This window comes from Streptomyces sp. 3214.6 (genome assembly GCF_900129855.1).
Taxonomy (GTDB): Bacteria; Actinomycetota; Actinomycetes; order Streptomycetales; family Streptomycetaceae; genus Streptomyces; species Streptomyces soliscabiei.
On record NZ_LT670819.1, the window covers coordinates 8,768,048 to 8,794,125 of the forward strand.

20 protein-coding genes are annotated in these 26,078 nt (G+C 71.9%); all 20 read right to left on the minus strand.

Annotated features, from left to right (window positions below; translation table 11 throughout):
- Window positions 1-13 precede the first annotated feature (13 nt).
- Window positions 14-1,279, minus strand: a complete 1,266-nt coding sequence (locus tag B5557_RS39550; protein WP_231976509.1) for a glutamate-1-semialdehyde 2,1-aminomutase — start codon at window positions 1,277-1,279, stop codon at window positions 14-16.
- An 84-nt stretch (window positions 1,280-1,363) separates the two neighbouring features.
- Window positions 1,364-1,909, minus strand: coding sequence for a dTDP-4-dehydrorhamnose 3,5-epimerase (gene rfbC / locus B5557_RS39555; RefSeq protein ID WP_079664008.1), 546 nt, complete (start codon window positions 1,907-1,909; stop codon window positions 1,364-1,366).
- Entirely contained in the window at window positions 1,906-3,144 is a 1,239-nt protein-coding gene (locus B5557_RS39560) for a polysaccharide pyruvyl transferase family protein (RefSeq protein ID WP_079664009.1), read from the minus strand. Before B5557_RS39560 ends, rfbC begins: the two co-directional genes overlap by 4 nt.
- Complete coding sequence (locus tag B5557_RS39565) at window positions 3,141-4,088, minus strand: glycosyltransferase family 2 protein (RefSeq protein WP_079664010.1); 948 nt, start codon at window positions 4,086-4,088, stop codon at window positions 3,141-3,143. Before B5557_RS39565 ends, B5557_RS39560 begins: the two co-directional genes overlap by 4 nt.
- Window positions 4,085-5,392 carry a hypothetical protein gene (locus B5557_RS39570; protein WP_079664011.1) on the minus strand — a complete coding sequence of 436 codons (1,308 nt, stop codon included), beginning with the start codon at window positions 5,390-5,392 and terminating at the stop codon, window positions 4,085-4,087. Before B5557_RS39570 ends, B5557_RS39565 begins: the two co-directional genes overlap by 4 nt.
- On the minus strand, window positions 5,389-6,672 hold the full coding sequence (locus tag B5557_RS39575) for a DUF4910 domain-containing protein (RefSeq protein ID WP_079664012.1): 1,284 nt from the start codon (window positions 6,670-6,672) through the stop codon (window positions 5,389-5,391). Before B5557_RS39575 ends, B5557_RS39570 begins: the two co-directional genes overlap by 4 nt.
- The gene (locus B5557_RS39580) at window positions 6,660-7,685 is read right to left on the minus strand and encodes an NAD-dependent epimerase/dehydratase family protein (protein WP_079664013.1); all 1,026 of its coding nucleotides are present in this window, start codon (window positions 7,683-7,685) and stop codon (window positions 6,660-6,662) included. The genes B5557_RS39575 and B5557_RS39580 overlap by 13 nt, the downstream gene beginning before the upstream one ends.
- A gap of 3 nt (window positions 7,686-7,688) precedes the next feature.
- A complete protein-coding gene (locus tag B5557_RS39585) occupies window positions 7,689-8,336 on the minus strand; it encodes a PIG-L deacetylase family protein (protein ID WP_079664014.1) in 648 nt (215 codons plus the stop codon).
- Complete coding sequence (locus tag B5557_RS39590; protein ID WP_079664015.1) at window positions 8,333-9,127, minus strand: glucose-1-phosphate cytidylyltransferase; 795 nt, start codon at window positions 9,125-9,127, stop codon at window positions 8,333-8,335. Before B5557_RS39590 ends, B5557_RS39585 begins: the two co-directional genes overlap by 4 nt.
- On the minus strand, window positions 9,124-10,389 hold the full coding sequence (locus B5557_RS39595) for a class I SAM-dependent methyltransferase (protein ID WP_079664016.1): 1,266 nt from the start codon (window positions 10,387-10,389) through the stop codon (window positions 9,124-9,126). The genes B5557_RS39590 and B5557_RS39595 overlap by 4 nt, the downstream gene beginning before the upstream one ends.
- Entirely contained in the window at window positions 10,386-11,627 is a 1,242-nt protein-coding gene (locus tag B5557_RS39600) for a glycosyltransferase (protein ID WP_079664017.1), read from the minus strand. The genes B5557_RS39595 and B5557_RS39600 overlap by 4 nt, the downstream gene beginning before the upstream one ends.
- 2 nt (window positions 11,628-11,629) lie before the next feature.
- On the minus strand, window positions 11,630-12,862 hold the full coding sequence (locus tag B5557_RS39605; RefSeq protein ID WP_079664018.1) for a hypothetical protein: 1,233 nt from the start codon (window positions 12,860-12,862) through the stop codon (window positions 11,630-11,632).
- 1 nt (window position 12,863) lies between these two features.
- On the minus strand, window positions 12,864-14,402 hold the full coding sequence (locus B5557_RS39610; protein ID WP_079664019.1) for a right-handed parallel beta-helix repeat-containing protein: 1,539 nt from the start codon (window positions 14,400-14,402) through the stop codon (window positions 12,864-12,866).
- 9 nt (window positions 14,403-14,411) lie between these two features.
- Window positions 14,412-16,397 carry an alginate lyase family protein gene (locus B5557_RS39615; RefSeq protein ID WP_079664020.1) on the minus strand — a complete coding sequence of 662 codons (1,986 nt, stop codon included), beginning with the start codon at window positions 16,395-16,397 and terminating at the stop codon, window positions 14,412-14,414.
- Window positions 16,394-18,604, minus strand: coding sequence for a bi-domain-containing oxidoreductase (locus B5557_RS39620; protein ID WP_079664021.1), 2,211 nt, complete (start codon window positions 18,602-18,604; stop codon window positions 16,394-16,396). Before B5557_RS39620 ends, B5557_RS39615 begins: the two co-directional genes overlap by 4 nt.
- A 17-nt stretch (window positions 18,605-18,621) precedes the next feature.
- Window positions 18,622-20,556, minus strand: a complete 1,935-nt coding sequence (asnB, locus tag B5557_RS39625) for an asparagine synthase (glutamine-hydrolyzing) (protein WP_079664022.1) — start codon at window positions 20,554-20,556, stop codon at window positions 18,622-18,624.
- Between the two features lie 3 nt (window positions 20,557-20,559).
- Complete coding sequence (locus B5557_RS39630) at window positions 20,560-22,113, minus strand: Wzz/FepE/Etk N-terminal domain-containing protein (RefSeq protein ID WP_079664023.1); 1,554 nt, start codon at window positions 22,111-22,113, stop codon at window positions 20,560-20,562.
- A complete protein-coding gene (locus B5557_RS39635; RefSeq protein WP_079664024.1) occupies window positions 22,110-23,480 on the minus strand; it encodes a Wzz/FepE/Etk N-terminal domain-containing protein in 1,371 nt (456 codons plus the stop codon). The genes B5557_RS39630 and B5557_RS39635 overlap by 4 nt, the downstream gene beginning before the upstream one ends.
- On the minus strand, window positions 23,477-24,742 hold the full coding sequence (locus tag B5557_RS39640) for a glycosyltransferase family 4 protein (protein ID WP_079665244.1): 1,266 nt from the start codon (window positions 24,740-24,742) through the stop codon (window positions 23,477-23,479). Before B5557_RS39640 ends, B5557_RS39635 begins: the two co-directional genes overlap by 4 nt.
- Window positions 24,732-26,051, minus strand: coding sequence for a nucleotide sugar dehydrogenase (locus tag B5557_RS39645; RefSeq protein WP_079664025.1), 1,320 nt, complete (start codon window positions 26,049-26,051; stop codon window positions 24,732-24,734). The genes B5557_RS39640 and B5557_RS39645 overlap by 11 nt, the downstream gene beginning before the upstream one ends.
- Window positions 26,052-26,078: the final 27 nt, after the last annotated feature.

Below are 26,078 nucleotides of genomic sequence, written 5' to 3' on the forward strand. Positions count from 1 at the left end.
TCATCACGTCATGTCACGCCAGGCGGCGGAACACGGGCTGCACCGGCCGCCCTGCCAGCCAGGGGGTGGGGTCGGCCGCGTCAAGTGCCTTCCGGTACACCGCACACGCCTGGGCCACCACGTCGACGGTGTGATCGATGTCGGCGTCGTCGAGCGCGCTGCTCACCACGAACGACGGGGCCAGCACCCCGCCCGCGAGAAGCCGGCGCAGGAACAGGGTCCGGTACCGCTGTGACGGCTGGAGGTTCTCGTCGAGGGTGGCGAAGACCAGGTTGCTGGCCCGGCCCCGGACGACGAGGTGGTCGCCGACGCCCATGGCGGCCGCGGCGTCGCGGACACCGGCTGCCAACCGCTCGCCGAGGGCGTGCAGCCGGGCGGTGACGCCCTCTTCGACGTAGGTGGTGAGCACGGCCATCGCGGCTGCCAGGGAGTGCGTCTCCGCACCGTGCGTGGTGGACAGCAGGAACACCCGCTCTCCGGAGTGACGCAGCCCGCCCCGCTCCATCAGCTCGCGGCGCCCGGCCAGCGCGGAGACGGCGAACCCGTTGCCCAGCGCCTTGCCGAACGTGGAGAGGTCGGGGACGACGCCGTACAGGCCCTGGGCGCCCGCCTCGGACCAGCGCAGGCCGGTGATCATCTCATCGAAGATCAGCACGCAGCCGTGCCGGTCGGCGAGTTCGCGCAGGCCGGCGAGGTACCCGGGCGGCGGCTCGCTGTGGGTGGCGGGTTCGAGGATCAGGCAGGCGACCTCGCCCTGGTACCGGGTGAGCAGTTCCTCCGTGGCGGCCAGGTCACCGTAGGGGAAGGACACGGTGAGCTCGTTGGTCGCCGCCGGAATGCCGGCGGACATCGGGGTGGTGCCGATGAACCAGTCGTCGACGGAGAAGAACGGATGGTCGGCGCAGAGAGCCACCCGCGGGCGCCCGGTGGCGGCGCGGGCGAGGCGCACCGCGGCGGTGGTGGCGTCGGAGCCGTTCTTCGCGAACTTCACCATCTCGGCGGTGGGCACCGTCGCCAGGAACCGTTCCGCGGCTTCGACCTCCACGATGGACGGCCGGACGAAGTTGCTGCCGCGGTCGAGTTCCCTGCGCACCGCCTCGATCACGCGTGGGTGGGCGTGGCCGAGGCTGACCGACCGCAGACCGGAGCCGTACTCGACGTAGCGGTTGCCGTCGACGTCCCACACGTGGGCGCCGTGGCCGTGGCTGATGACCGGGGCCAGGTGCTCGGGATACTGGTCGTCGCCCTTGGCGTAGGTGTGCGCGCCCCCGGGGATCATGGCGTGCAGCCGCTCGTTCGCGCTCCGCGACCGGGGCAGGAGGAGTTCCGCGGTGTCTACGGTGTCCACACCGACCTCAACTTTCTACTGTTGCTTCAGGACCTCGGCGAGGCTCGGCGCCTCGCGGTCCCGCTGGGACATCGAAGTGACCGGCAGCGGCCAGGGAATGGCGAGCTCCGGGTCGTCGAACGCGATCGTCACGTCCTCGGCCGGATCGTGCGGGCGGTCGATCCGGTAGGAGGTGTCGGCGGTTTCGGTGAGCGCCTGGAAGCCGTGCGCGCACCCCGCCGGGATGTACAGGGTCACCTGTGTCTCGTCGGACAGCTCGAAGAAGCCCCGGTTGCGGTAGGTCGGCGAGTCCGCCCGCAGGTCCACGACGACGTCGAAGATCCTCCCGTACGAGCACCGCACCAGCTTGGCCTCGCCGGCGCCGGAGCGCAGGTGCAGGCCCCGCAGCACGCCCCGGGCCGAGCGGGACAGGCTGTCCTGGACGAAGGTGTCCGGGTTCAGGCCCACCGAGCGGACCACGTCGGCGTCGAAGGTGCGGCAGAAGAAGCCGCGTTCGTCGGCGTACGGCGTCGGCTCGAACAGGAACGCGCCCGTGATCTCGGGGACTTCGATCGCTTTCATGGAGCCTCCTGCCGGGCGTGGGCCTGCTCGTGGTCGGTCGTCGGGAACAGGGCCGCGGTCAACGCGGTGAACTGGTCCTCGAGTTGCCGGGCGGTGGCCAGGTTCCGCTCGGCGAGTATCTCCCGCAGCTCCGCCGAGCGCTTCTCCAAGGACCGGAACTGCTCGAGCAGCCGGTCGGCGTCGACCTCGCGAGCCGGGTGGCAGTACGCGCCGAGGCCCATCCGGTCCATGAGCGCGTCGCTCTTCGCCGCATAGCAGAGGGCGAGCACGGGCGTTCCGGTCTTCAGCGCGCAGATCAGGTTGTGGTAGCGGACGGCCACCACGGTGTCGGCGGCCGCCATCTCGTTCATCAGGTCGGCCAGCGAGGCCGGTTCGGCCGCGGTGACCAGTGGTGAGTCGACCGCGTCCAGGACAGCGGCGACCACCGACAAGTCGCACTGGTCGCCGGTGAGCAGCCGGACCGGCCTGCCCTCCTCGACCAGCGCGCGGACGAACCGGATCGTGCCGTCGAGGTAGCGCCGGTATATCTCATCGGCCCGGGCGCGATCGTCGTTGCCGCCGTGGAAGTCCATGACGCCGAGGCAGACGGTACCCGGCGTGCCGGTGGGCGCGCTCGCCGGCGGTGTCGGCAGGGAGAACGCGAGGTCGGGGTAGACCTCGTCGCGCGCGGTGTCCACGCCCATCGCCCGCATCGCGTCCCGGGACTGGCCGTCCCGGTACGACCGGTACGCGGCCAGCCGCGCCGACCAGCGCACCAGGGCCCGGGTCGGGCGGTTGCGGATCTCGGCGGCGCCGACGCCGACCAGCGCGACCCGGGTGCGCGTCAACCGTCCGCTCGCGCAGAGCAGGAACAGGGAGTACGGGAAGCCCCACGGCCGCAGCGGCAGGGTGGCCTCCAGTACGCCCATGCCGGGCACGATCACGACGTCGTGCCGGCGCACCCAGGCAGCGGTGCGGAAGGCGTCGACGAGTTTGCCCAGACCCTTCGAAGCGATCGCGCCCGCACGCGACGCGGTCCGGTACTCCCCGCGGTTCCAGTGCAGCCGCGTCGCGGGGATCCCGAACTTCGCCGTCACCGCTTCGGGTCCGCCGCACAGCGCGTCCACGACCGCGTCCGGGTGCTCGGCGCGGAGGTAGCCGAGCACGGCTTCCAGCGATCCGTCGTTGCCGAGGTTGCCGGAGCCGAGCAGGCCGAACAGCCCCACCCGCACCGGAGTTTCGTCCGCGGACGTCATGCGCGCCTCCCCTCTCGGCCGGCGACGAGGGCGTCGACGGAGACGGTCAGCTTGGCCGGGTCGACCGGGGCGCGGTCCTCCACCCGCTCGCCCGCGCCGGGCCGGACCCGGCTGGTCATCCAGGCGGCCAGGTGGCGGTAGCAGGCGCGCCGGTCGGCCGGGGACAGCGGGGCCCGCCGGATCGCCGAGGTGAAGCCCCAGACGTACTCGGCGAGCAGCCGGGGCGTCGGGTGCAGCAGACCTGCCCGGCGCGGGTCCAGGTTGACGCACCGGGAGCGCTTGGACGGGTTCGCCCGCTCGGCGCGGGTGGGGTGGTCGCGGCGGAAGTACAGCAGCTCCGGCACCTGGTGGAAGCGGCCGTGCAGGGCGATCTCGGCGACGAAGGTGCGGTCCGCGTGGTGGTAGCTGTCCATCGGCTTCACCCGGCGCAGCGCGTCGGCCCGGATCACCCCGTAGAAGTCGTCGCCGCCGGGCTCGAACAGCATGCTGCGGAAGCGCTCCGGCGCCTGCGGCGAGTCGGTCGCAAGGGTGTACTCGTAGGGGACCTTGACCTGGCCGTCGGCGTCGATGACCGCCTGGTCGGCGTGCGCGAGGATCACGTCGGGCTGCTCGTCCAGGGCCTGGACGCAGCGTCGCAGCAGATCGCGGGCGTAGAGGTCGTCGTGCGAGGCCCACTTGAACAGTTCGCCGCGGCACTCGGCGAACACCCGGTTGTGGTTCGGCGTGGCGCCGACGTTGCGGGGCAGCCGAAGGTACCGGATGCGCGCGTCCTGCGCGGCGTACTTACGGCAGATGTCCTCGGTCCCGTCGGTCGAGGCGTTGTCGGAGATGACCAGCTCGAAGTCCTCGTAGGTCTGGCCGAGCAGGGCGTCGAGCGATTCCGCCAGGTACTCCTCGCCGTTGTACACGGGCAGGCCGATGGTCAGCCTGGGTTGGGAGGTCATGAGGTCCTCACTTCGGGGATGGGGTTGTGGCGGTGCTCGCGCAGGGCGGATCGCAGTTGCAGCCACCAGACGGTCGAGCCGCTGAGGGTCGCGGCGGCGACGCCCCAGGCCGAGCCGGCCGTGCCGCCGACGGCCGCGCCGCCGAGCCCGCCGCCGACGTAGCAGGCGGAGGCGAACAACTGGCAGCGCAGGCTGCGCCGGGCCGCGCCGAGCGCGCGCAGGCCGGCCGCCGCGCCGGTGCCGAGGCCCGCTCCGGCGACGCTGAGGGTGATCTGCACGATGAGGTGCGACGAGGAGTGCCAGACGTCGCCGAGCGCCAGTTCACCGAGCCGGCCCGGCATCAGCAGCAGCGCCGAGCCCCAGAGCAGCGCTCCGGCGGCCTGCCCGCCGCCGAGGAGGAGGCAGAACCTGCCCAGTTGGTGCGGGGCCTGCCGCAGCACCCGTGCCGCCTCGGGGACGGTGACCAGCGAAAGCCCCATGAGTACGGCGAGGAACGGGCCGAGCAGGAGCTCGGCGCCGCGCACCGTGCCCACCGCGCCGATCCCGACGATCACGCCGAGCCCGTACGCCCGCACCTGGCTGGCGCCGCTGAGGCTGACGTTCTCGGCCAGGTACCGGTAGCCGAGGTCGCGCTGTTCGCGCAGCCACCCGCGCGCCTCGGTCATCCGGGGCCGGATTCCGGACTGGAGGTAGCCGTACCCCGCCGCCACCGTGGCGGACGCGCCCCAGGCGAGCACGAAGGCGGCCACGCTGTCCACGTGGGCCGCCACCACCATGGCCGGGACGAGCGCGATGCCCCACACCACGTCGTTGACGAACGCCTTCCGCCCGGCGCCGGCAGCGAAGAACGAGAACCGCCAGGCGTCCTGGAGCAGCAGCCCCGGCAGCATGAGACCCAGGGCCGCGAAGGCGGGCCCCACGCGGCCGCCGAGACCGAGGCCGGCCACCAGGCAGACCACGCCGAGGGCCGAACCGACGCAGAGGGCGGTACCCGTCGAGCGGGCCACAGCCCCGCGCCAGGACGCCTTTGGCACGCCGCTGAAGCGCACCACGAGCGGGTCGGTGGCCAGGCCCCGGGAGACGTTGAGCACCACGCCGTAGGTCACCCAGGCCAGGCTGAACACGCCGAACGTGGTGACCCCCAGCGAGCGGGCCACGTAGATGCCCACCGCGAAGTTGCTGACGCTGGAGGCCGCCTGGTCGGCCAGTCCCCAGGACAGCCGGCCGACGAGGGCCCGCTTGGCGGATCGGGCCGGTGGCGCCGCTGTCCGGGGATTCTCCCCCTCGACGGGCGTGGACGTCATGTCTTGATCAGCCCTGCCTCGTGCAGCGCGTCGGCCGCGTCGGCGACGGTGTCGAACGGCAGTCCGGACCGCTCCGCGACGTCCAGCAGACTGTGCTCGCCGTCGGAGAGGTTGAGCACCCAGAGCATGGCCATCTGGGCCTGCTTGGTGTCGCTGCGGCCGCCGAGCGCGTCGTACAACCCGCGTCGCCCCAGCTGTGGTTCGCCGTACGGGCTGAGGTTGACGTACCGCCGGTTGCGGTCCAGGACGGCGAACGCCTCGCGGCAGACGGCGAGGGTGTCCGCCATCGCCTGAGGGGAGACGAAGTCCAGGTTGTCCGCCGAGGTGTGGTACTCGGGGTAGCCCGCGTACGGGGTACGGGTGAGCGAGCCCACGCCGAGATCGAACCCGGGCGAGCAGTACTGCCGCTCGTCGTAGCCGTACGGAGTGAACTCGTTGACCTGATGCGGGCGTTCGGATGCGGTCAGTACGTGCCGCATCACCCGGTCGATCTCCGCGTCGCCGCGCCTGCTCTGCTTGTACGTCAGGCTGCCCGGGTCGCCGGCGCAGGCCAGCACCAGCCCGTGCTTGACCCGCTCCACCCGCTCCGCGTTGCGGGCCAGCCAGGTGATCGCCCCGATGGTGCCGGGCGCGAAGATGAACCGGTAGGTGTGGTACGGCGTCGTGGTCGCCAGCGCACGGGCCAGGAACGTCGCCACCGCGATGCCGGCCAGGTTGTCGTTGGCCAGCGACGGGTGGCAGACATGGCAGGAGACGATCACCTCGTCGGCGACCTGCCCGGGAACCACGTGCTCGGCGTAGGTGAGATGGCCGTCGGCGAGCGTGGAGTCGATGCGCACCTCGTACTCGCCGTCCGGCATCGCGTCCAGGGTCTCCTGGGCCAGGCAGAACCCCCACTGCGGCTGGTAGTAGCTGGTGCGGTACGGCACCCAGGACGGGTGGTCCGGCAGGGTGTGCAGGTGTCCGCGCAGCTCGGACAGCGGCATGGTCGCCGACACCGGCACGCTGTAGCCGAGGACGTGCAGGCTGGACGCGGCGAAGTCGACGACCCGGTGGCCGGTGGCGTCGGCGATGTACGCGTCGCGGATGTTCCACTCCTGCGGCACCGTCCAGTCGAGGACCTGGGTCCCGGTCGGCACCTCGTGCGTCTGCAGCGGGACGTACTCGCCGACGATGTCCAGGGTGGCGCGCACCCCGTCGCCCGTGATGCTCCGGCACAGCGGGTACAGCCGCTCCACCAGGGCGTACATCTCCTCGCCGTGCTCGGTCACCGGCGCCACCGCAGGGTGTCGTCGACCGTGCCGGCCTCGGACGCGGCGCGCAGCACGGCGAGCCGGGTGAAGCGCCGCTCGAAGTCCTCCCGGGCCAGCCCGTGCTTCCGGTAGGCGTCGGCGAGTTCGAGCGCGCCCTGCTTCACCGTCCACTCGCAGTCGAAGCCGGGGATCGCCGAACGGAACCGGGAGAAGTCCACTCGGTAGGACCGCGGATCGGCGCCGTTCTCCCCGGTGATCACCACCTTCGCCCCGGACACCGCCTCGGCGACCTGGTCGGCGATCTCGGCGACCGTCACGTTGTTGATCTCGCTGCCGATGTTGAACGCCCGGTCGTGCACCGCTTCCCGCGGCGCGACCAGCGCGGCCGCGAAGGCCCGGGCGATGTCGGCGGCGTGCACCAGCGGGCGCCAGGGCGTGCCGTCGGAGAGCACAAGGACCTCGCCGGACAGGAGCGCGTGGCCCACCAGGTTGTTCAGCACGATGTCGGCGCGCAGCCGGGGCGAGTAGCCGAAGGCGGTGGCGTTGCGCATGTACACCGGGCTGAAGTCGCCGTCGGCGAGCGCGTGCAGATCGTCCTCGACCCGCACCTTGGACTCCGCGTACGGCGTCACCGGGCGCAGCGGGGCGTCCTCGGCCACCAGGTCGTCGCCGCCTGCGGCGCCGTAGACCGAGCAGGTCGACGCGTACAGGAAGCGCCGCACCCCGGCGTCGCGGGCCAGCCGGGCCAGCCGTACGGACGCGTGGTGGTTGATGTCGTAGGTGAGGTCCGGCGCCAGCGATCCCAGCGGGTCGTTGGACAGCGCGGCCAGGTGGATCACGGCGTCCACTCCGGCCACGTGTTCGGCCGTGACGTCGCGCAGGTCCACCCGGTGCCCCGGCGGGTCCGCGGGGGTCGGGCCGAGGACGCAGTCGGCGAACAGGCCGGCGTCCAGGCCGACGACCTCGTGTCCGGCGGCCGCGAGGACCGGGGCCATCACGGTGCCCAGATAGCCCTGGTGTCCGGTCAGTAGTACGCGCAAGGTTCAACCCCCCAGGTTGAGCGTGAGTTTGGCGACGTCGAACGCCTCGGCGTAGCGCGCCTGGCATTCGATGCCGCGGATCCGGGCAAGGCCGAGGAAGGCCTCCCGGTCGTACCAGGGCCGGTGCCGCTGCGAGGGGTAGTGCTCCTGCAGCAGCCGCACCTTCTGTTCGGCGGTCTCCGACGACAGCGGCTGGTACGCCGCCGGACGGCCGAGATCGCCGTCCCACTTGACGATCTCGTAGCCGAGCACGAGATGGTCGCGGAACGCGGTGGGGATCAGCTTCGCCAGGCCGCGGTGATCCTGGTGCGCGTCATCGGTGCGCGGGGCCAGGATCAGCTCCGGGTCGGTCCGGGCGCGCAGCTCCTCGACCGCGGCCTTGGCCTCCTCCCAGTGCGCCGGCAGCCGGCCGTCGGGCAGCTTGTGCACGGTCAGCCGCAGGTCGGCGCCCGGGCAGAAGGCGGCGAGCGCGGCCTGCTCCTCCTGCTCGCGCTCGCTGCCACCGCCGGAGAGCACCAGCGCGTCGACGCGGACACCCGGCCGTGCGTGACACAGCGTCAGCAGCGTGCCGCCGGCGCCGATGGCGATGTCGTCGCAGTGCGCGCCCACCGCGACGATCCGGTCCAGGCGCCCGGCCCCGAGCCGGATCACGCGCCGACCCCGGCGTTGTCCCGCTCCCACACGGCCCACGGGCGTTCGCCCCGGGCGTAGGCGTCGTCGAGCGCGGCGCGCTCCTTCACGGTGTCGGTCGGCTTCCAGAAGCCGCGGTGCTGGTGCGCCACCAGCCGCCCCTGCTTGGCCAGTTGGGCGCATCCGTCGGCGACCAGGTCCCCGTTCTCCGGGATGTGGTCGAAGATCTCCTGGCGGAGCACGAAGTAGCCGCCGTTCTCCCACAGCGGCATGTCGCTCACCGCGGTGATGCCCCCGACCAGGCCGTCCTCGCCCAACTCCACGCAGTGGAACGACGACTGCGGCGGCACCACCATCATCGACGCACCGGCGTCACGCCGGGCGAACCGGTCGATCATCTCCGGCAGCGGGGCGTCGGTGAGCACGTCGGCGTAGTTGGCGAGGAACATCTCGTCGCCGTCCAGGTGGTGCCGCACCCGGCGCAGCCGCTCCCCGATCGGTGACTCGATGCCGGTCTGCGCGAACGTGATCGTCCAGTCGGCGATGTCGGTGGACAGCAGTTCGGTCCGGCCGCCCCGCAGCACGAAGTCGTTGGACGTCGTCTCCTCGTAGTTGAGGAAGAAGTCCTTGATGTGGTGGGCCCCGTAGCCGAGGCACAGGATGAACTCCCTGTGCCCGAAGTGTGCGTAGTAGCGCATGACGTGCCAGATCAGCGGCCGCGGGCCGACCATCGCCATCGGCTTGGGCACGTCGTCTGCGGCGCCGCTCCGCATCCGCATCCCGTAACCGCCGCAGAACAGAACGACCTTCATGCTGTGACCTTTCGAGACGCGACCTCGACAATGCTCGGTTCGACGATGCTCAGTTCCGGGATGGGAAAGACCAGTCGGCCGCCCCAGTCGCCCACGAAGGACAGCTGCTCGACCAACTCGGCCCGCAGGTTCCACGGCAGGACGACGACGTAGTCCGGCTTGTCGGCGGCTATCTGCTCGGGCGGCAGGATCGGGATACGGGTGCCCGGGGTGAACCGGCCGTGCTTGTAGGGGTTGCGGTCGACCGTGTACGCGAGCAGGTCGGGCCGGATGCCGCAGTGGTTGAGCAGGGTGTTGCCCTTGCCCGGCGCGCCGTAGCCGACGACCGTCTCACCGCGCTCGGCCGCCTCGATGAGGAACCTGAGCAGGTCCCGGCGCACCTTGGCCACCCGGGCGGAGAACTCGGCGTACCCCGACAGCTCCTGAAGACCGGCGGCCTTCTCCCGGGCCAGCACGTCGGCCACCCGCGGCGTCGGCTCGCCGGCCGCCTCGGCGGGCCGGGCCCACAGCCGGATGGAGCCGCCGTGCGTGGGCAGCAGCTCGACGTCCACGAGCGCGAGCCCGCCGCTGGCAAGGGCCCGGATCGCGGACGCGACCGTGTAGTACTGGAAGTGCTCGTGGTAGATCGTGTCGTACTGGTTCTCCTCGATCAGGGTCAGCAGATGCTGCACCTCGATGGAGACCCAGCCGTCGTCGGCGACCAGGGCGCGCAGGCCCTGGGTGAACCCGACCACGTCGGGGATGTGCGCGTACACGTTGTTGGCCACGACCAGGTTCGCCGGGCCGTGCTCTTCGCGGACGGCCGAGCCGGTCTCCGGGCTCAGGAACTCCGTGAGCGTGGGCACGCCCGCGTCCCGCGCCGCGGCGCCGACGTTCACCGACGGCTCGATGCCCAGGCAGCGGATCCCCCGGTCCACCACGTGCCGCAGCAGGTATCCGTCGTTGCTCGCGACCTCGACCACGAAGGCGTCGGTACCGAGAGCAAGGCGCGCTGCGGCGTCGGCGACGAACGTGCGCGCGTGCTCCACCCAGGACGTCGAGTACGAGGAGAAGTACGCGTACTCCTTGAACGTCTCCTCCGGCGTGATCAGCGGCGGGATCTGCGCCAGCCAGCAGTCGGTGCAGACCCGCAGGTGCAGCGGGTACGCGGGTTCCGGCCGGTCCAGTTGGTCCGCGGCGAGAAAGCTCTCACATGGTGGCGTCGCCCCGAGGTCGACGACGCTCGCCATCGCTTCCGAGCCGCAGAGTCGGCATCGTGTCATCTACTGTCCCCATCCCCCCTGCTCGCGCGGGTGTCCCCGCCGCGAGTCAGTGCTGACCGGCCCGCGATCGCGGTGCGGTACTCGTCAACCAGGCGGTCGAGGCCGACCGCCGGGCTGAAACCGTGTTCGTAACGGAGCCGGGCCTCCCGGCCCAGCTCCCGGTTGTGGTCCGGTTCGGCCGCGATCCGGCGTAGGCAGGACGCGAGCGAGGCGGCCTCGCCCGGCCGGTGCAGCAGCCCGGTCACCCCGTCCTCGACGAGTTCGACGAAGGCGCCGTGACCGGCGGCGACGACCGGAACCCCGGCCGCCATCGCCTCCACGACCACCAGGCCGAACGCCTCCAACCACGTCGAGGGAGCCACCACGGCGACCGACCGCGCGATGGCTTTCTGGCACTCCGCGGTGTCGTACAGGCCGACGTAGCGCACGTCGTCCCGGCCCGCCGCCCAGGCGGTCACCTCCGGCTCCAGCGGCCCCGTGCCGGCGATCACGAGCGGCACGCCCACACCGCCGCTCGCCGCGAGCTCGTCCCACGCAGCCATGAGCAGCCGCACGCCCTTGGCCTCGGCGAGCCGGCCGAGATAGAGCAGATGCTCGCCGGCACCCTCTCGGCGGGCGTCCGGGTCGGGCACGAAGTTGTGCTTCACCGCGAGTCGCTCGGCCGGCATGCCGGCCCGCACCAGGACGTCGCGCTGCGCCGCGGAGATGCAGAAGAACCGCTCCACACCGGACCACCACCGCCGCCGGTTGACCGCCAGGCTCACCGCGAGCGGCACCGTCGCCAGGCGGGAGTTCCGGTAGCAGCCGTGCCGGACGGCGGGCAGCGGCGTCGACCCGACGCACTCGGTGCAGGGCCGGCCGTCGCGCTGCAACGTGCCGGGCGGGCAGACCTGGGTGTAGTTGTGCAGTGTGGCGACGGCGGGCACGCCGGCGTCGGCGCAGGCGGCAAGGACCGCCGGCGACAGCAGCGGGAAGACGTTGTGGACGTGCACCACGTCCGGCCGCTCGGCGCGCAGCCGGGCGGCGAGCTCCGTGCGGACCGCCGGGTTCCACGGCACCAGCAGCGGCACCGCGACCTTGCCCGGCAGGGAGCGGGCGGCGATGTCGTCGCTGCGCCGCTCGAACAGCTCGACCTGGTGGCCTGCCTCGCGCAGCAGCGCCACCTCCTGGTCGACGACCTTGTTCTCCCCGCTCGGCTGCGCCGAGGCGTAGCGGTTGTGCGCCACGAGGATGTGCATGCTCAGGCCACCTCCGATCTCTGGGCCCATCGCGGGCCGCGTCGTCGAGGCATGTCGGGTGTCGAGGGGGGAGTGGCCGCCGCAGGTGTCGCCAGCAGCGAGGCGGCCACGGCCAGATGAAGCAGATACGGCGAGGCGTCGCCCAGCCCGGCCTCGGTGTACGAGGCGATCGCGCAGTAGCTGATCAGAAAGATCGCGCAGGCCCTCGACAGCGACGGCGGCCGCAGCAACGCGACGCCGCCCAACACGCTGATGATCGCCGCCACCAGCGCGACGCCGGTCATGCCCTGCTCGTTGTAGACGGCCAGCCAGCTGTTGTCGATCGGCAGCCCGCCGAACGACTTGTCGCCCAGACCCGCGCCGAACAGGTACTCCGAAGTCGTCCGGGGCGCTGCCAGCAGGGCGTGCCAGACCTTCTCCCGACCGGTGAGGCTGCTGAAGTTCTCCTGGCTCTGTCCGCGCAGGAACCACGCCTGCAGCGCGGAGCCGAACCCCACCGCGGCCACCGCGGCGCACACCACCGCCCAGGAGAAGAACCGGCGGGCGGCGGCGCTGGTCAGGATGAGCGACGCAATCGCCAGCGCCAGCCCGATGAGCAGGCCCAGCGTGGCGGTGCGGGTATGGGTCAGCGCGAGCAGGACGAGTGACGGCACGATGACCACCGCCGCGCTGGTCCTGTCGGTGCTGCGGCCCAGCAGGAGCAGCACGGTGAGCCCGATGATCACCGCGGCGTACTGTCCGATCTGCGGCGGGGTGAGCGGCCACAACGCGCCGACCAGCCGCCCGCCGTAGAGGTCGGGCAGGGCCGCGCCCGGTGAGATGACAAGGCCGGCGGCCACCGACCCGAGGACCGCGAAGTACATCCGGATGTGGTGCCGCACGAACGTCGGGCCGCCGTCCCACCAGCGGCTGAGCAGCCACAGCGTGCCGACGAAGAGAGCCAGCCGGGCGCACCGGAACAGCGCCCCGAACCCTGACTCCAGGTTCGCGCTGGAGATCACGCTCAGCACCAGCAGCAGGGTGAGCAGGAACAGGAAGGCACTGGCCCGGATGCGCAGCCGGAGATTGACCGCGAGCGCCAGCGCGAACGCGGCGACCAGCGCGCCCATGGTGACCATCTGGATGAGGGAGCGGGGCAGCGGGACGATGGTCTTCGCCCCGGCGGAGCCGAGCGTGTTGAGGACCAGCAGCCCCCAGACTGTCCCGACGATCTTCGGCGTGTGGTCCGTGCCCATCTCAACCACCGTCCCCTGCGCGGAAGGTGCTGCCGACGTCCTGCTGGTACGGCGCGGCCTGCCACTGCGCGGAGTCGAGTGTCCGGCTCGGGTCGTGGGCGACGAACGTCCACGGTCCGACGTAGACGTTGTCGTGCCAGTGGTTGTCCTGCTTGCGGGTGATCGCCTCGGCCACCCGCTCGCCCTGGTAGGGCGACCAGTCCGGATAGGTGCCGTAGTTGGCCAGCACCGCCATGCGGTCGCACTTGACCGTGCAGTCGACGACGGACTTGTCCAGCACGAAGCGGTTGCCGTGGATGTCCACCCGCTGGGTCTTCCACCGGCAGTCGGCGTAGAGCGGTGCGGTGGCGATCGCCGGCTGTGCGCAGCTGCCGGTCTTCTTCACCAGCAACGTGCAGTCACCGGAGGAGGTGTTGGCCGGGCTGTTGCAGAACCGGTCGGCGTTCTCCCACAGGGTGATCCCGGACCAGTTGTTCTCCAGCACGTTCCCGTAGATCTCGATCTTGTCCGTGCGGGCCCGGATCCGCGGTTCGCCGCCGGACTCGGACAGGTAGACGGTCGCGAACGGGAAGTTGTCGCCCTTGTCGGCGTACCTGCGGCCCTCCACCCAGTTGTTCCGGCGGATCGTGTTCTTCCGGATGATCGCGTTGTAGCTGGTCTCGTAGATCAGCGCGGCACCGTCGTTGGCCTCGAGCACGTTGTCCTCGATGAGGAAGTCGTTGTTGTTGGTGTCCGCCCACAACCCGGCCCCGCGGTTGTCGTGCACCCAGTTGCCCCGTACGTCGGCGCCGTCGACGGCCCAGAACTTGACGCCTCCGGTGCAGCCGCAGCCCGGCCGCCGCCGCTCCCAGTCGCCGGTGTTGTTGCCCACGATCTCGTTGCCCTCGACCACCAGAGCGGTGACACGGCCGCCGCTCTTGTACGCGTTCATGCCGTACTGCCCGTTGGCGCGCAGGCAGTTGGCGCGGACCTGCTGGTGGGCGCCGGCCATCAGCCCGGCGCCGGAGTTGTTCTGGATCGTGGAGTGCTGGATCACCCACCCGTCGGCCGAGTCATGGTTGACCACACCTTCGTCCTGCGGCGCGACGAAACCCTGCACGGTGAGGTAGCCGATGGTGACACCCCGGGCGGTGCCGCCGAACGCGTACTGGTTGGTCTTGCGGCCGTCGAGCACCGCGCCCGGCGCGCCCAGGTAGCTGTCCCCCTCCTTGGGGATGACCTGGGCGTAGCGGTCCGGCTCGAGCGTGTGCCTGCCCGGTCGAAGCCAGAACGTGGTGTGCGGGGGGCTGCTCTTGGTCTTCGCCGCCAGGTCACCGACCACCGCGGGGTCGACCGGCACCGCGCCCTTCGGCGCCTTCGCCGGCCCGGCCACGGGCTTGGCGCACACCCGGGCCACGGACGTGGCCACGGACGCGGAGGGCGCGGCGGTGGTCGGCTTCGGCGCCGCGCCCGGCGTGCTGCTCTCGCAGCCGGTCGCCGCCGGCAGAACCAGCGCCAGCAGTGCCGTCGGCACCGCCCAGTGCCCCCACTTGATCCCCACACGTCCTCCCTAGCCGTGGAACCTGAGTACGGTGGTGAACCCCTGCGCGCCGTCGGCGAAGCCGGTGCCGATGAGCGCGGTGGCGGGTTCCTTGCGTCCGAAGCCGGGGGAGTACCAGCCCAGCGGCGGGTCGCTCTCGCCGCGATGCGCCCGCCAGGACAGCTGCCCGGGCAGGTCGAGCGTCGCGGAGCGGTCCTCGCCGTCCCGGGTCCAGGTGAGCACGGCCCGGTGTCCTGCCAGCTCGGCGACGATCGCCGGGCCGAGGTGGAACGCCAGTCGCACGGCCCGGCGCGGGCCGCGCACCTCGTCGACCACCGTCAGCTCCTGGCTCGCGGCCGACAGTTCCACCCGGCGGCGGTGCACGGAGCGCTGGTAGCCGTCGTGCTCGGCGCACCAGCGGGCCGTCCCCCCGGCAAAGGCGCCGGAGGTGTCCGCGACCAGGACGCGGCTGCGGGCCTGCCGGGTCCACAGGAACGGGCCGCCGGAGACGGACTGGTCACCGCCGTCCAGTTGCAGGGTGTTGTGCCCGAGGGTCGATCGGAAGTACTGCCGCCACTCGGGCTGCCCGTGGTAGCAGTACGTCCCCGGGTCGGCGAGTACGTCGACCCCGTCGTGCCGGACCTCCACGGACAGCGCGTCCGCGTGGGCATGCGCGGCGATGGACAGGAACCCGTGCGGACCACCGTCGCAGCGGCACCAGATCTCCGCCGTGTCCGTCGTCTCTGTCGGACCACGCAGGATGGTCATGCCCGCGTCGGCGAAATGACCCGGTCGGCTTGCCGGGCGGGACACGGCCGGTGCGGCTCCGTTCTGCGGGCACGGTCGGATGAGCGGGGCCAGCAGCGGGGTGCGCACATCGGTGCCGGTCACCGTCGGCCACCAGGCGAGCCGACCGAACACGGCGTCCCCGGTGGCCAGCAGCGAGCCCCAGCGGTCGGTGCCCGCACCGTCCACGACCAGACCGTGCCCGTCGTCCGAGTCCCCCTGACGCGGCGGCCGCAGCCGGCTGTCCACGACGGCCGCGAGCGCGTCGGTCATCCGCAGCAGCACCAGCCGGATCGACGCGGGCACCGGCACGCCTGCCGTGTCCGCCTCGGCCAGCGCGGCCAGGCCGAGCTCCAGCACCAGTCCGTGGTACTCGGTGGCCAGCTCACGGTTGAGGCCGGAGAGGAAGGTGTTGCCGCGCAGGTGCCGCTCCAGCGACCGCAGGGCATCGGCCCGCCAGCGCTCCGAGGAAGGGAACCAGCCGAACGCGCAGGCCGCCGCGAACTGTCCGGCGGCCTCGGCGATGACGTGGTTGTTCGCCGAAGACCCCCGGCTGGGGAAGGCGGCCAGCCACCGCTGGTGGTGCCAGATCTGGTTCAGCGCCACCGGGTTGCCCTCGAACAGAGCGCCCACGCCCGGCCAGCCGTCGAGCAGCCGGCGGATCCACACCCACGACAGCAGCCGGATCCCCAGCTCGATGCCGCTGGTCCAGTGCACCCCGCGCAGCGGCGCGTTGCCCGCCCACCACGACCGCAGGTGCTCGGCCACTCGCTCGGCGTACCGCTCGTCCTCGCTGATCGCGTAGGCGGCCGCGAGCACGGTGAGGTACTGGTGCCGGGACAGCTCCCAGATCTGCTTGACGTCCCCGACCGCGTCCTCGTTCCGGTACGGCACGTCGAAGGCGTAGCCCCACGGAGCCCGCCGCCCGGTCTTCGGGTCGTACCACCAGTCCGGGTCGGTCAGGTCGTCGCGGACCACCCCGAAATACTCGGCGTGCCCGGCCATCAGCCGGTCCGCCTCGGCAAGGAGACGTTTCGCGGCGTCCGGCGGTACCGCCTCGATCGTCCCCGCGGGCAGCACCGCGGTGAACCGGGCGCCGGTCACGTTCGGGCAGTCCGGCCGCGCCGACCGCCAGCGCCGCCTGCGCACCGTGTCGCCCACCCGGCCGCCGACCTCCCGCGGTCCCATCCGGGACAGCCGCCGCAGATACCAGCCCGCGCTCATGGTCATCGGGCTCTCGCCAATGTCACCGGCGCTCCGCCGACCAGGCCGGTCTGCACGGCGAGGGTGGCCGCCGTGGTGGCGACCAGCGACTCCAGCGGCACCGGCATCGGCCCTCCGGTCCGCACGGCCTTGACGAACGCCGCCAGTTGGGCGTTCTGGCCCTTGTCCCGGGCCTTGGGCAGCCGCGAACTGACCCACCGCTTACGGCCGTACACCGAGGCACGGACGAAGTCGTCGAGCCGGAGCACTCTGCCGTCCGCGATCAGGTCCAGCGTCTCCTTGGGGAAGCCGGACGAGCCGGTGGTGACGTAGCTGATGGTGGCGGTGGACCCGTCCGGGTAGCGCAGCACGATCTGCAGGTCCTCGTTGCCGGACGTGGCGGCCGCGTACACCGACACCGGGTCGGCCTCCAGCAGCCAGCTCGCCGTGTCGATGAAGTGGCCGCCCTCGCCGGCGAACCGCGAGCCCTCGGTGCCCTGTCGCAGGTACCAACTGCCGTGATCGAGCCGGCCCGCGTTGACCAGGTAGCGCAGGCTCGCCGGCCCGGTCCGGGCGCCGAACCGCTTCCTGGCCTCCTGCAGCAGCGGCGCGAACCGGCGGTTGAAGCCCACCTGCAGCCGGTCGTTGCCGGACTCCTCCACCGCCGCGAGCACGCCGGCCAGCTCGTCCTCGGTGAGCGCCAACGGCTTCTCCACGAACACCGTCTTGCCGGCCAGCAGCGCCTTTCGGGTCAGCTCGGCGTGCGAGCTGTGGCGGGTGACCACGAACACCGCGTCGATGGACTTGTCGCCGAGCACGGCGTCGAGGTCGGTGGTCGCCTCGGCGAAGCCGAACTTCCGCTGCGCGTTGGCCGCGGACAGCGCCGTCGTGGTGACGACCGTCGACAGCTCGACGCCCTCACGCTGTGCCAGGTGCGGCAGCAGCATCGACGTCGCGTAGTTGCCCGCGCCGACGAACGCCAGCCGCACCGGCGAGTCGGCGGCCCGGGCCGACGCGGGCACCGCGCCGCTGGACCGCTTCACCGTGGGCACGGCCACCGCCGGGGCCGCCGTTTCCCCCGTTTCCCCCGCTTCCCCCGCTTCCTGCACGTGTTCGGGGTAGCGGAACAGCACGGCCACGGCCTTCAACTCGCCGTCCTTGAGGCTCCGGTACGTCTCGACGGCGTCGTCGAAGTCGGCGATGTGGGAGACCAGGGGCTCCACGTCGACGCGGCCGCGGGCAAGGAGATCGAGGAAGCACGCCAGGTTGCGGCGCTCGGTCCAGCGCACATAGCCGATCGGGTAGTCCCGCCCCTCGAGCTCGTACTCCGGGTCGTAGCGCCCGGGGCCGTAACTGCGGGAGAAGCGGACGTCGAGCTCCTTCTCGTAGTACGCGTTCCACGGCAGGTCCAGGCGGCACTTGCCGATGTCGACGACCCGGCCGCGGTCCCGGCTCAGCCGGGCGGCCAGCTCGACGGGCTGGTTGCTGCCGCCGCCGGCGGCCAGATACACCTGGTCCACGCCCAGGCCGCCGGTCAGCTCGGCGACGGCGCTCTCCACGGCCGCGGAGCCGGGATCGCCGCAGGCCGCCGCGCCCAGGCGCTCGGCGAGCTCGCAGCGCGCCGGGTCGGGGTCGACCCCGACGACCAGGACTCCCGAGGCGGCCAGCAGCTGCACCACCAGCTGCCCGATCAGCCCGAGGCCGATGACCAGCGCCACCTCGCCGAGCCGTGACTCGCCCTGGCGGACGCCCTGCAACGCGATCGACCCGACGGTGCCGAAGGCCGCGTGCCGCGGCGCGAGGCCGTCCGGCACCCGGGCGTAGAGGTTCTTCGGCACCCAGTTCAGCTCGGCGTGCAACGCGTGCTCGTTGCCGGCGCAGGCCACGAGGTCGCCGACCTTCACCTCGTCGATCCCCGCGCCGACCTGCTCGACCACCCCGCACAGCGAGTAGCCCAGCGGCGTGTAGGAGTCCAGCTTGCCCATCACCTTGCGGTAGGTGGCGGGCACCCCGTTGGTGGCCACGCTCTGCACGACCTTGGCCACCTGGTCCGGCCGGGAGCGGGCCTTGCCCAGCATCGACATGCCGGCCTCGGACACCTTCATCAGCTCGGTCCCGGTGGAGATCAGCGAGTAGGCGCTGCGCACCAGCACACCGTCCGGCTTGCACCCCGGCACCGGCACGTCGAGCAGGGTCAGCTCGCCGCTCTTGTAGTTCTGCACAACCTGTTTCACCCGAAGTCCTCTTGTCTCTACGCCGTCAAGGACGAGTTCTGGCCGGCCCGGGAGGTCGCGCCGCGATACCAGTACTCGAGGGTCAGCACATGCCACAGATGCTTGGAGAAGTCCCGCTGTCCGGCGGCGTCCTCGGCGACCATCCGCGCCAGCGCGTCGCGGCGCAGGAACCCGGAACGGACGAGCACGCCGTCGTTGACCACCTCGCGCACCAGCGGCGCCAGATCCCGGCTCATCCAGGCGCGCAGCGGGGCGCTGAACAGGCCCTTGGGCCGGTACACGATCTCCCGGGGCAGGATCGAGGCGGCCGCCTCCTTGAGGACGGCCTTGCCCTGCCGTCCGACGATCTTGCGGTCGCCGGGGATCGCGAACGCCGCCTTGACCACCTCGACGTCCACGTACGGCGTCCGTACCTCGGTCGACGCGGCCATGCTGGAGCGGTCCGTGTACGTGAGGTTGAGGCCCGGCAGGAACATCCGGGCGTCGCCCAGGCACATGCGGTTGACGAAGTCGTCGAGGTCGTTGTCCCGGTAGACGTCCGCGTGCTCGGTCAGCACGTCGTCGACCGTCCCGGCCAGGTCCGGGTCGATCAGGGCGAGCAGCTCGTCCTGGTCGTACATGGTGTAGCTGCGCCGGAACGCGGTCTCCTCCGGCAGATCGGCGAAGGAGAGGAATCGCTTCGCGAAGCGCACCGACCGGTATCCCCGGCGGGCCGAGGCGACCGGCAGCCGGTCCACGGCCGCGGACAGGCCACGCCGCAGGGGCCGTGGGACGCGCTGGTAGCGCAGCGCGAGCAGGTTGGCCAGGTGCTTGCGGTAGCCGGCGAACAGCTCGTCGGCGCCCATCCCCGAGAGCATCACCTTGACCCCGGCCTCCCGGGCGGCCGAGCAGATCAGGAACGTGTTGATCGCCGCGGGGTCGCCGATGGGCTCGTCCAGGTGGTACGTCATCTGCGGCAGCAGGTCGAGCACGTTCGGAGCGATCTCTATCTCGTGCAGGTCGACGCCGAACCGCTGGGCCACCTGCCGGGCATAGCGCAGGTCGTCCGGCATCGCCTCGAACCTGGCGTCCTCGGCGCGGAAGCCGATCGTGTAGGCGGAGATCCCCGGTTGGTGGCGGGCCGCCAGCGCGGTCAGATAGCTGGAGTCGAGGCCGCCGGAGAGGAAGGTCGCCACGGGCACGTCGGCCATCAGATGGCGCCGGGTCGACTCCTCGACGACGGCAGCGAGGTCCGGCTGCTCGCCGCTGCGGGCCCGCTCCCGGCCCTCGGCGGCGACGTCCCTCAGGTTCCAGAACCGGCCGCGCTCCACCCGGCCGTCGGGCCGGCACCTGAGCCAGCTCCCCGGCGGCAGCTTCTCCGCTTCGCGCAACGCGCACCGTGAGTCCGGCACCCAGTAGTACAGCAGCGAGGCCACCAGCGCCGCCGGGTCCACCTGCAGCGACCCGCCGGTCACGGCGGCGAGCGCCTTGAGCTCCGACGCGAACACCAGACCCTCGCCGCGCCGGAGCAGGAACAGCGGCTTGATGCCGAGCTGGTCCCGGGCGAGCACCAGGTCACCGGTCCGCTCGTCGAAGATCCCGAACGCGAACATGCCACGCAGCCGGGGCAGGCAGTCCGTGCCCCAGCGCCGCCAGGCCTCCAGCAGCACCTCGGTGTCGGAGGTGCCGCGGAAGCGCACCCCGGTGGCCGCCAGCTCGGCACGCAGCTCGGGCGCGTTGTACAGCTCGCCGTTGTACGTCAGGGCGAGGCCGCCCGAGACCATCGGCTGGGCGCCGGTCTCGGACAGGTCGATGATGGCCAGCCGGCGGTGCCCGAGGTGTACTTCGCCGTCACCGGCGGCGTGGCCGTACCGTCCCCCCGCGTCCGGACCGCGGTGGGCGAGGGTGTCGGTGAGCCGGTCGGCCACGGCCTTCCCGTCCGGCCATCGGTAAGTGCCTGCGATTCCACACATGTCCTACCGCGCTTCCTGGTCGTTGTCCGGGACCCGTGCCGCCCACATCGGCAGCCGCTCCGTCTGCCGTCGGCCGTCCCCCACTGCCTGAACGGCATGGGAGGTACCCCCACCGTTGTGTCGGGCCGGCCGCTCGTGCACACCGCGCAGCGCGGTGTGCAGCCCGTCCCACAGGGTGCCGTCGGTCCGGTCACGCGGATCGGGGTCGATCAGCACCACACCGATCACCGCGATGCGCTGATCGGCGAGCTGTCGTGCCACGGTGTGCAGCCAGGCGGCGCTGCCGTGCCCCGCGCGCACGACGAGCACGGACCGAGTGCCGAGGTACTGGAGGTCGGTCCACGCCGTGCCGGGCGCCACCGAGCCGACACCGAGCCGGAGTTCCTCGTGCGAGACGGCCGTGGCATGTTCGCCGCTGACCACGGTCGGGTCCCCCGGTTTCGGGCGGCGGCCGGCGAGCTCCTGGCCGGGCAGAGCGTCGATGACAACGACGGGCCCGTCCGCCGCCAGTGCTCCGGCGAGGTCCAGGGCGATCACGCTTGTGCTGCGCGCAGAGCCCAGCTCCAGCAGCGACACCGGTTCCGCGGAACCGCGCACGGTGCGGGCCAGGGACGCGGTGAGCCGTTCGCGTGCGGCTCGGATCCGTCGGCGCTGCCACGGCCCGGCCGACCGGCTCGGCAGCTCCGCGATGACGGAGACGCCGAGGTTCGCCGCGATCTCCCGGCGCAGCACGGGGCGGTCCGCCACCACCGTGCCGACCGCGGCCACCGCGAGCCCGAGGGCGAGCCCGAGGACGAGTCCGATCGCGGCGTCGGTGGCAGCGGTCCTGGGCAGGGAATGCGCCACCGCGCGCGGGGCGTCCACGATCTGTGTGCCGGCGATGAGCTGCGGCGTGCCTACGCGCGCCTCCGCGGCACGCTGGCCGAAATCGGTGATCCGCGAGGTGAGCTCGGCCCGGCGGGCGAAGAGCGACTCCAGGTTCGCCGACCCCTTCGGTCCGCTGTCCGGCGAAGCGTCGCCGATCGACGCGTTGACCTGGGCGAGTTCGTCCTGCAGTCGGTCACGCTGGGCGAGCAGGGCCATGGCCTGGGCGTCCGCGGCCTGCTGTATCCGCCTCACGTGGTCCGCGATGAACGCATCGGCCAGGGCCTTGGCGCGGGCCACCGCTTCCGCGTCGCTGGCGCCCGTCACATTGATCTGCAGCAGGTTGTTGGTCAGGCCGGCACCCCCGTAGTCCTGCATGAAGTCCTCCGGTTTTTCCGAGGACTTGAGGGACTGCAGGGCCGCGTCGGCGATCCGCGTGGTCTGCAGCAGCGCGACGTCGGTGCGGATCAGCGTGCCGGGGTCGTTCGGCTGGTCCTCCTGATGGGCGACCAGCACCTTGGTCACCGCGCTCGGTGGCGGCGGCAGCAGGACCGCCACCGCCACGCCGGCGAACAGCCCCAGCAGTGCCATGGAGCACCAGAGGCGGCGGCGCCTGCGCACCGCCACCACCAGTGACTGCAGGTCCAGCAGCGGAGCGGCGGTCGACGACTCCGAAGTCGTGCTCGTGGTCACCTTGAACCTCCCGTCGCGTCGTTGCCGACCGCGAGCGCCGGCGTGGCGGCATGCCGTGGATGACCGGCGGACCGCGTCGGGCGGGCCCGGACCACGCCGGCGAGGACGATGCCGACGATTTCGTGCCCCGCGTCCGCACACGCGTCGGCGAGGCCGGCGAGCTCTCCTGCGGTCCAGTTGCCCGCACTGAGCACGACCAGGGCGCCGGACTCGAGGTCGCGGTCCGCCACCATCGGCTGGGACACCGAAACCTCCACCACCCGCAGCAGCGGATCGCCGCCGGCTTCGGCGGCGAGCTGCCCGGCGGCCAGGTATGCGATCTCGTCGCCGTCCGGTACGACGACCAGCAGCCGCCGGGGAGCCGGTAGTCGGTCCCGGATACGGGCGCACACCCGCCGGTAGCGGATCTGTCTGCCGGCCTCGTCGCCGGAGGTCTGCGGGGTGGGTAGGTCCCACCGGACGTCGGCGCCCAGCAGCCGGCGGATCCGGGCTCGCGCGCCACGGCCTTGCGGCCGGTGCGCGGGCTGTTCACCGGGCACGTCGACGGTGCCCAGCAGCGCCGAGCCGAGCGCCGCCGCGATCTCCCCTTCGGTGCGCGGTCGGCGACTCATCCGTGCGGCGGTGAGATGGCCGATGACCGCGAGCAGGAAGAACAGCAGTGCCCCGCCGGCGATGAGCTGCACCCTCGTCGGCGGCGCCTCGCCGGTCGGCCGGGCCGCCGACCCCATGACGACCATGTTGGCCTTGCCGGCAGCCGGGTCGGCCGCCTGGTTCAGCTTGTTGACGGCGTCCTGCAGCGCGGTCCGCAGCTTGGCGAGCTCGGTGCGGGTCTGCACGCTCTCCACGGTCCGCCCCGGATCGGTGGCGTCGGCCAGCTCGCTGATGCGGCGGCTGGTCTGCGTCACCAGCTGCCGCAGTGCCTCGGGCTGGGCCGCCGTCTCGGGGGTGGTGTTGTCGCCGGCGATCTGCGCGGTGAAGGCGACGAACTGCCGGGCCACCTGGTCGGAGAGCTGCTGTGCGCGCTTCGGGGTGTCGGCCGTGCCCGAGATCTTGATGATGTTCCCGTCGGCGGCCGCGGCGCTCACCTGATCCCGCAGCTCGCTCCCGCTGGCGCCGGTCCAGTGCAGGGCGGCGGCCGCGCGGTCGACCACCACCGAACTGGTCGCGATCTCCGTCTGCGTCAGCAGCTCGCGTTCCTCCCATGCCCCCGGCAGCAGGACCGACGCCGACGTCGTGTAACGCGGCGGAATCAGCAAAGAGGTGCCGTAGCCGACGAGGGCACCCAGCGCGACGAGAAGGGTGAGAAGCCGCCGGCGCCGACGGATGATCCGCCCGATCGTGACCAGGCGTATGGTGTCATCGCTCAACTGTGCGGCCTTCTCCCTGCTTGGTGCGGGTTGCCCGCCGACGCCGGAGCGTGGTCCCGGCAGGCAGCGGTGTAGGCGGCGAGCAGCGACGCCTGTGAGTTCCGCCAGGAGAGCGGCCCGTTGACCCGCTCCTGGCCGATCTTGCCCATCCGGGCCCGCTGCTCCGGATCGTCCAGCAGCAGCGCCACGAGTTCGGCGAACTCGCTCTCGTCGTCGGCGGGCGCGTAGAGGGCGGCGTCACCGGCGGAGACCCGCGCCTCCTTCAGATCGAACGAGACGATCGGCCGGCCCATCACCATGTACTCCAGGACCTTGTTCATGGTGGACACGTCGTTGAGCGGGTTGTGCGGGTCGGGGGAGAGGCATACGTCCGCGGTGGACAGGTAGCGCACCAGGTCGGCGTCCGGGATACGTCCGGTGAACTGCACCTGCTCCGAGAGCCCGAGCCGCCGGGACAGCTCCACCATCGCGTCGAAGGTGTCGCCGGCGCCGACGAACACCGCGTGCCAGTCGGTCCGCCCGACCTCGTCGCGCAGTTTCGCCAGCGCCCGCAACGCGTAGTCGACGCCGTCCTGCGGGCCCATGACGCCGAGGTAGCACAGCAGATGCGGCTTGCCGCGCTTCAATTCCGGCTCCGGCGGCACGGGGTGGAAGCGGTCGACGTCGGGCGCGCTGCGCACCACGAAGACATCCGCCGGTCGCTTGCCGCCACGGCGCACCGCGACATCCCGGTAGCTCTCGTTGGTGGCGAGCACGATGTCCGCGGCGCGGTAGGTCCGCCGTTCCAGCGCGCACACGGCGCGGTAGAGCAGGTCCTTGCCGCGGCCGAACCGGGAGAGGTACAGCTCGGGCACCAGGTCGTGCTGGTCGAAGACGAACCGCGCGCCGCGCCGCTTCAGCCACAGGGCGGGCAGGAACAGCAGGTCGGGCGGGTTGCAGGCGTGGACCACGTCGACCGGGCCGACCTTCCGGGCCAGCCGGACCGTGTGCCACAGCGCCGATCCGTACTCCCGCAGATAACCGGCCGGCCCTCCGGTGGCCGCGCGCAACGGGTAGCGGTGGATCCGCACCCCGTCGATCACGGCCTCCGGTTCCGTGTCCCGCTTGCTCCCCTGGGGGCAGATGACGTGCACCGTCCAGCCCGCGTCGCGCAGCGTCGTGCACTCCTGCCACACCCGCCGGTCGAACGGCACCGACAGGTTCTCCACCAGGATCAGCGCGCGCCGGTCCGGCCGGTCGCCGCTTCTCGCGTCACCAAGCAAGGCCCATGTACCCCGGTTCGGCCCGCCGCGCATCGGCGTCGGGAAGGTGGATGAGGTCGACGATCAGCGGGCCGTCGGTGCCATGGGGCAGCGCCGACAGCACGGCCGGATCCCTGGTCCCGACCAGGCACACCTCGGCGTGGTCGAGCACCTCCTCGACGGAGTCCGCGAGCAGTTGCGCGAGATGCGGCAGCCGGGTCTCGATGTACTCGCGGTTCGCGCCGAGCAGCCGCGAGAGGCTCACGTTGGCGTCGTAGATCTTCAGGTCGTAGCCCTTGCCGAAGAGCCGCTCCGCCAGTTCGACGAGCGGGCTCTCGCGGAGGTCGTCGGTGCCGGGTTTGAAGGACAGCCCGAACAGGCCCGCCCGGCGCTTGCCGGTGCGCTCGACCAGCTCCACCGCGCGCTGCAGATGGTCGGAGTTGGAGGGCAGCACATGGGCGAGGATGGGCACCGAGACGTCGGCCCGCTGCGCCGCGTGAACCAGGCTGCGCAGGTCCTTGGGCAGGCAGGAGCCGCCGAAGGCGAAGCCGGGCCGCAGATAGGCCGGGCTGATGTTCAGCTTGCGGTCGGCCAGGAACACGTCCATCACCTGGTGCGAGTCCACTCCGAGCGCCTGGCACACCGCGCCCAGCTCGTTCGCGAAGCCGATCTTGAGGCCGTGGAACGCGTTGTCCGCGTACTTGATCGCCTCGGCCGTCGGGACCGGCACCCGGAACACCTCGCCGGGCAGGCCGTCGTACAGCGCCAACACCGCGTCGCCGCTTGCCGGGTCGAGCTCGCCGATGACGGTCTTTGGCGGGTCGAAGAAGTCCCGCACGCTCGTGCCCTCGCGCAGGAACTCCGGATTGACCGCGACCCCGATGTCCACCCCGGCCGTGCCGCCGACGTACTTCTCCAGGATCGGCACCAGCAGGTTCAGACAGGTGCCCGGGAGCATGGTGCTGCGGAACACGACGGTGTGCCGCCCGCCCCGCTCGGCCAGCGCGGCGCCGATCTGCTCGGTGACCCGCTCCAAGTACGTGGTGCACAGGCTGCCGTTGGGCTCCGACGGCGTGCCCACGCAGACCAGCGACACCTCGCTGTCCATGACGGCCTCGCGGACATCGCCGGTGGCACGCAACGCTCCGGTCCGCACGACCTCGGCGATGAGCTCGCCGATCCGCTCCTCGACAACCGGGGCCTTACCGTCGTTGACCAGGTCGACCTTCACCTGGTTGACGTCCACCCCGATGACCTCGTGCCCCATGCTGGCCAGGCACGCGGCCGACACGCAACCCACGTAGCCGAGGCCGAAAACGCTGACTCTCATGCCTTGTTCCTCCCCCCAGGCAGGCCC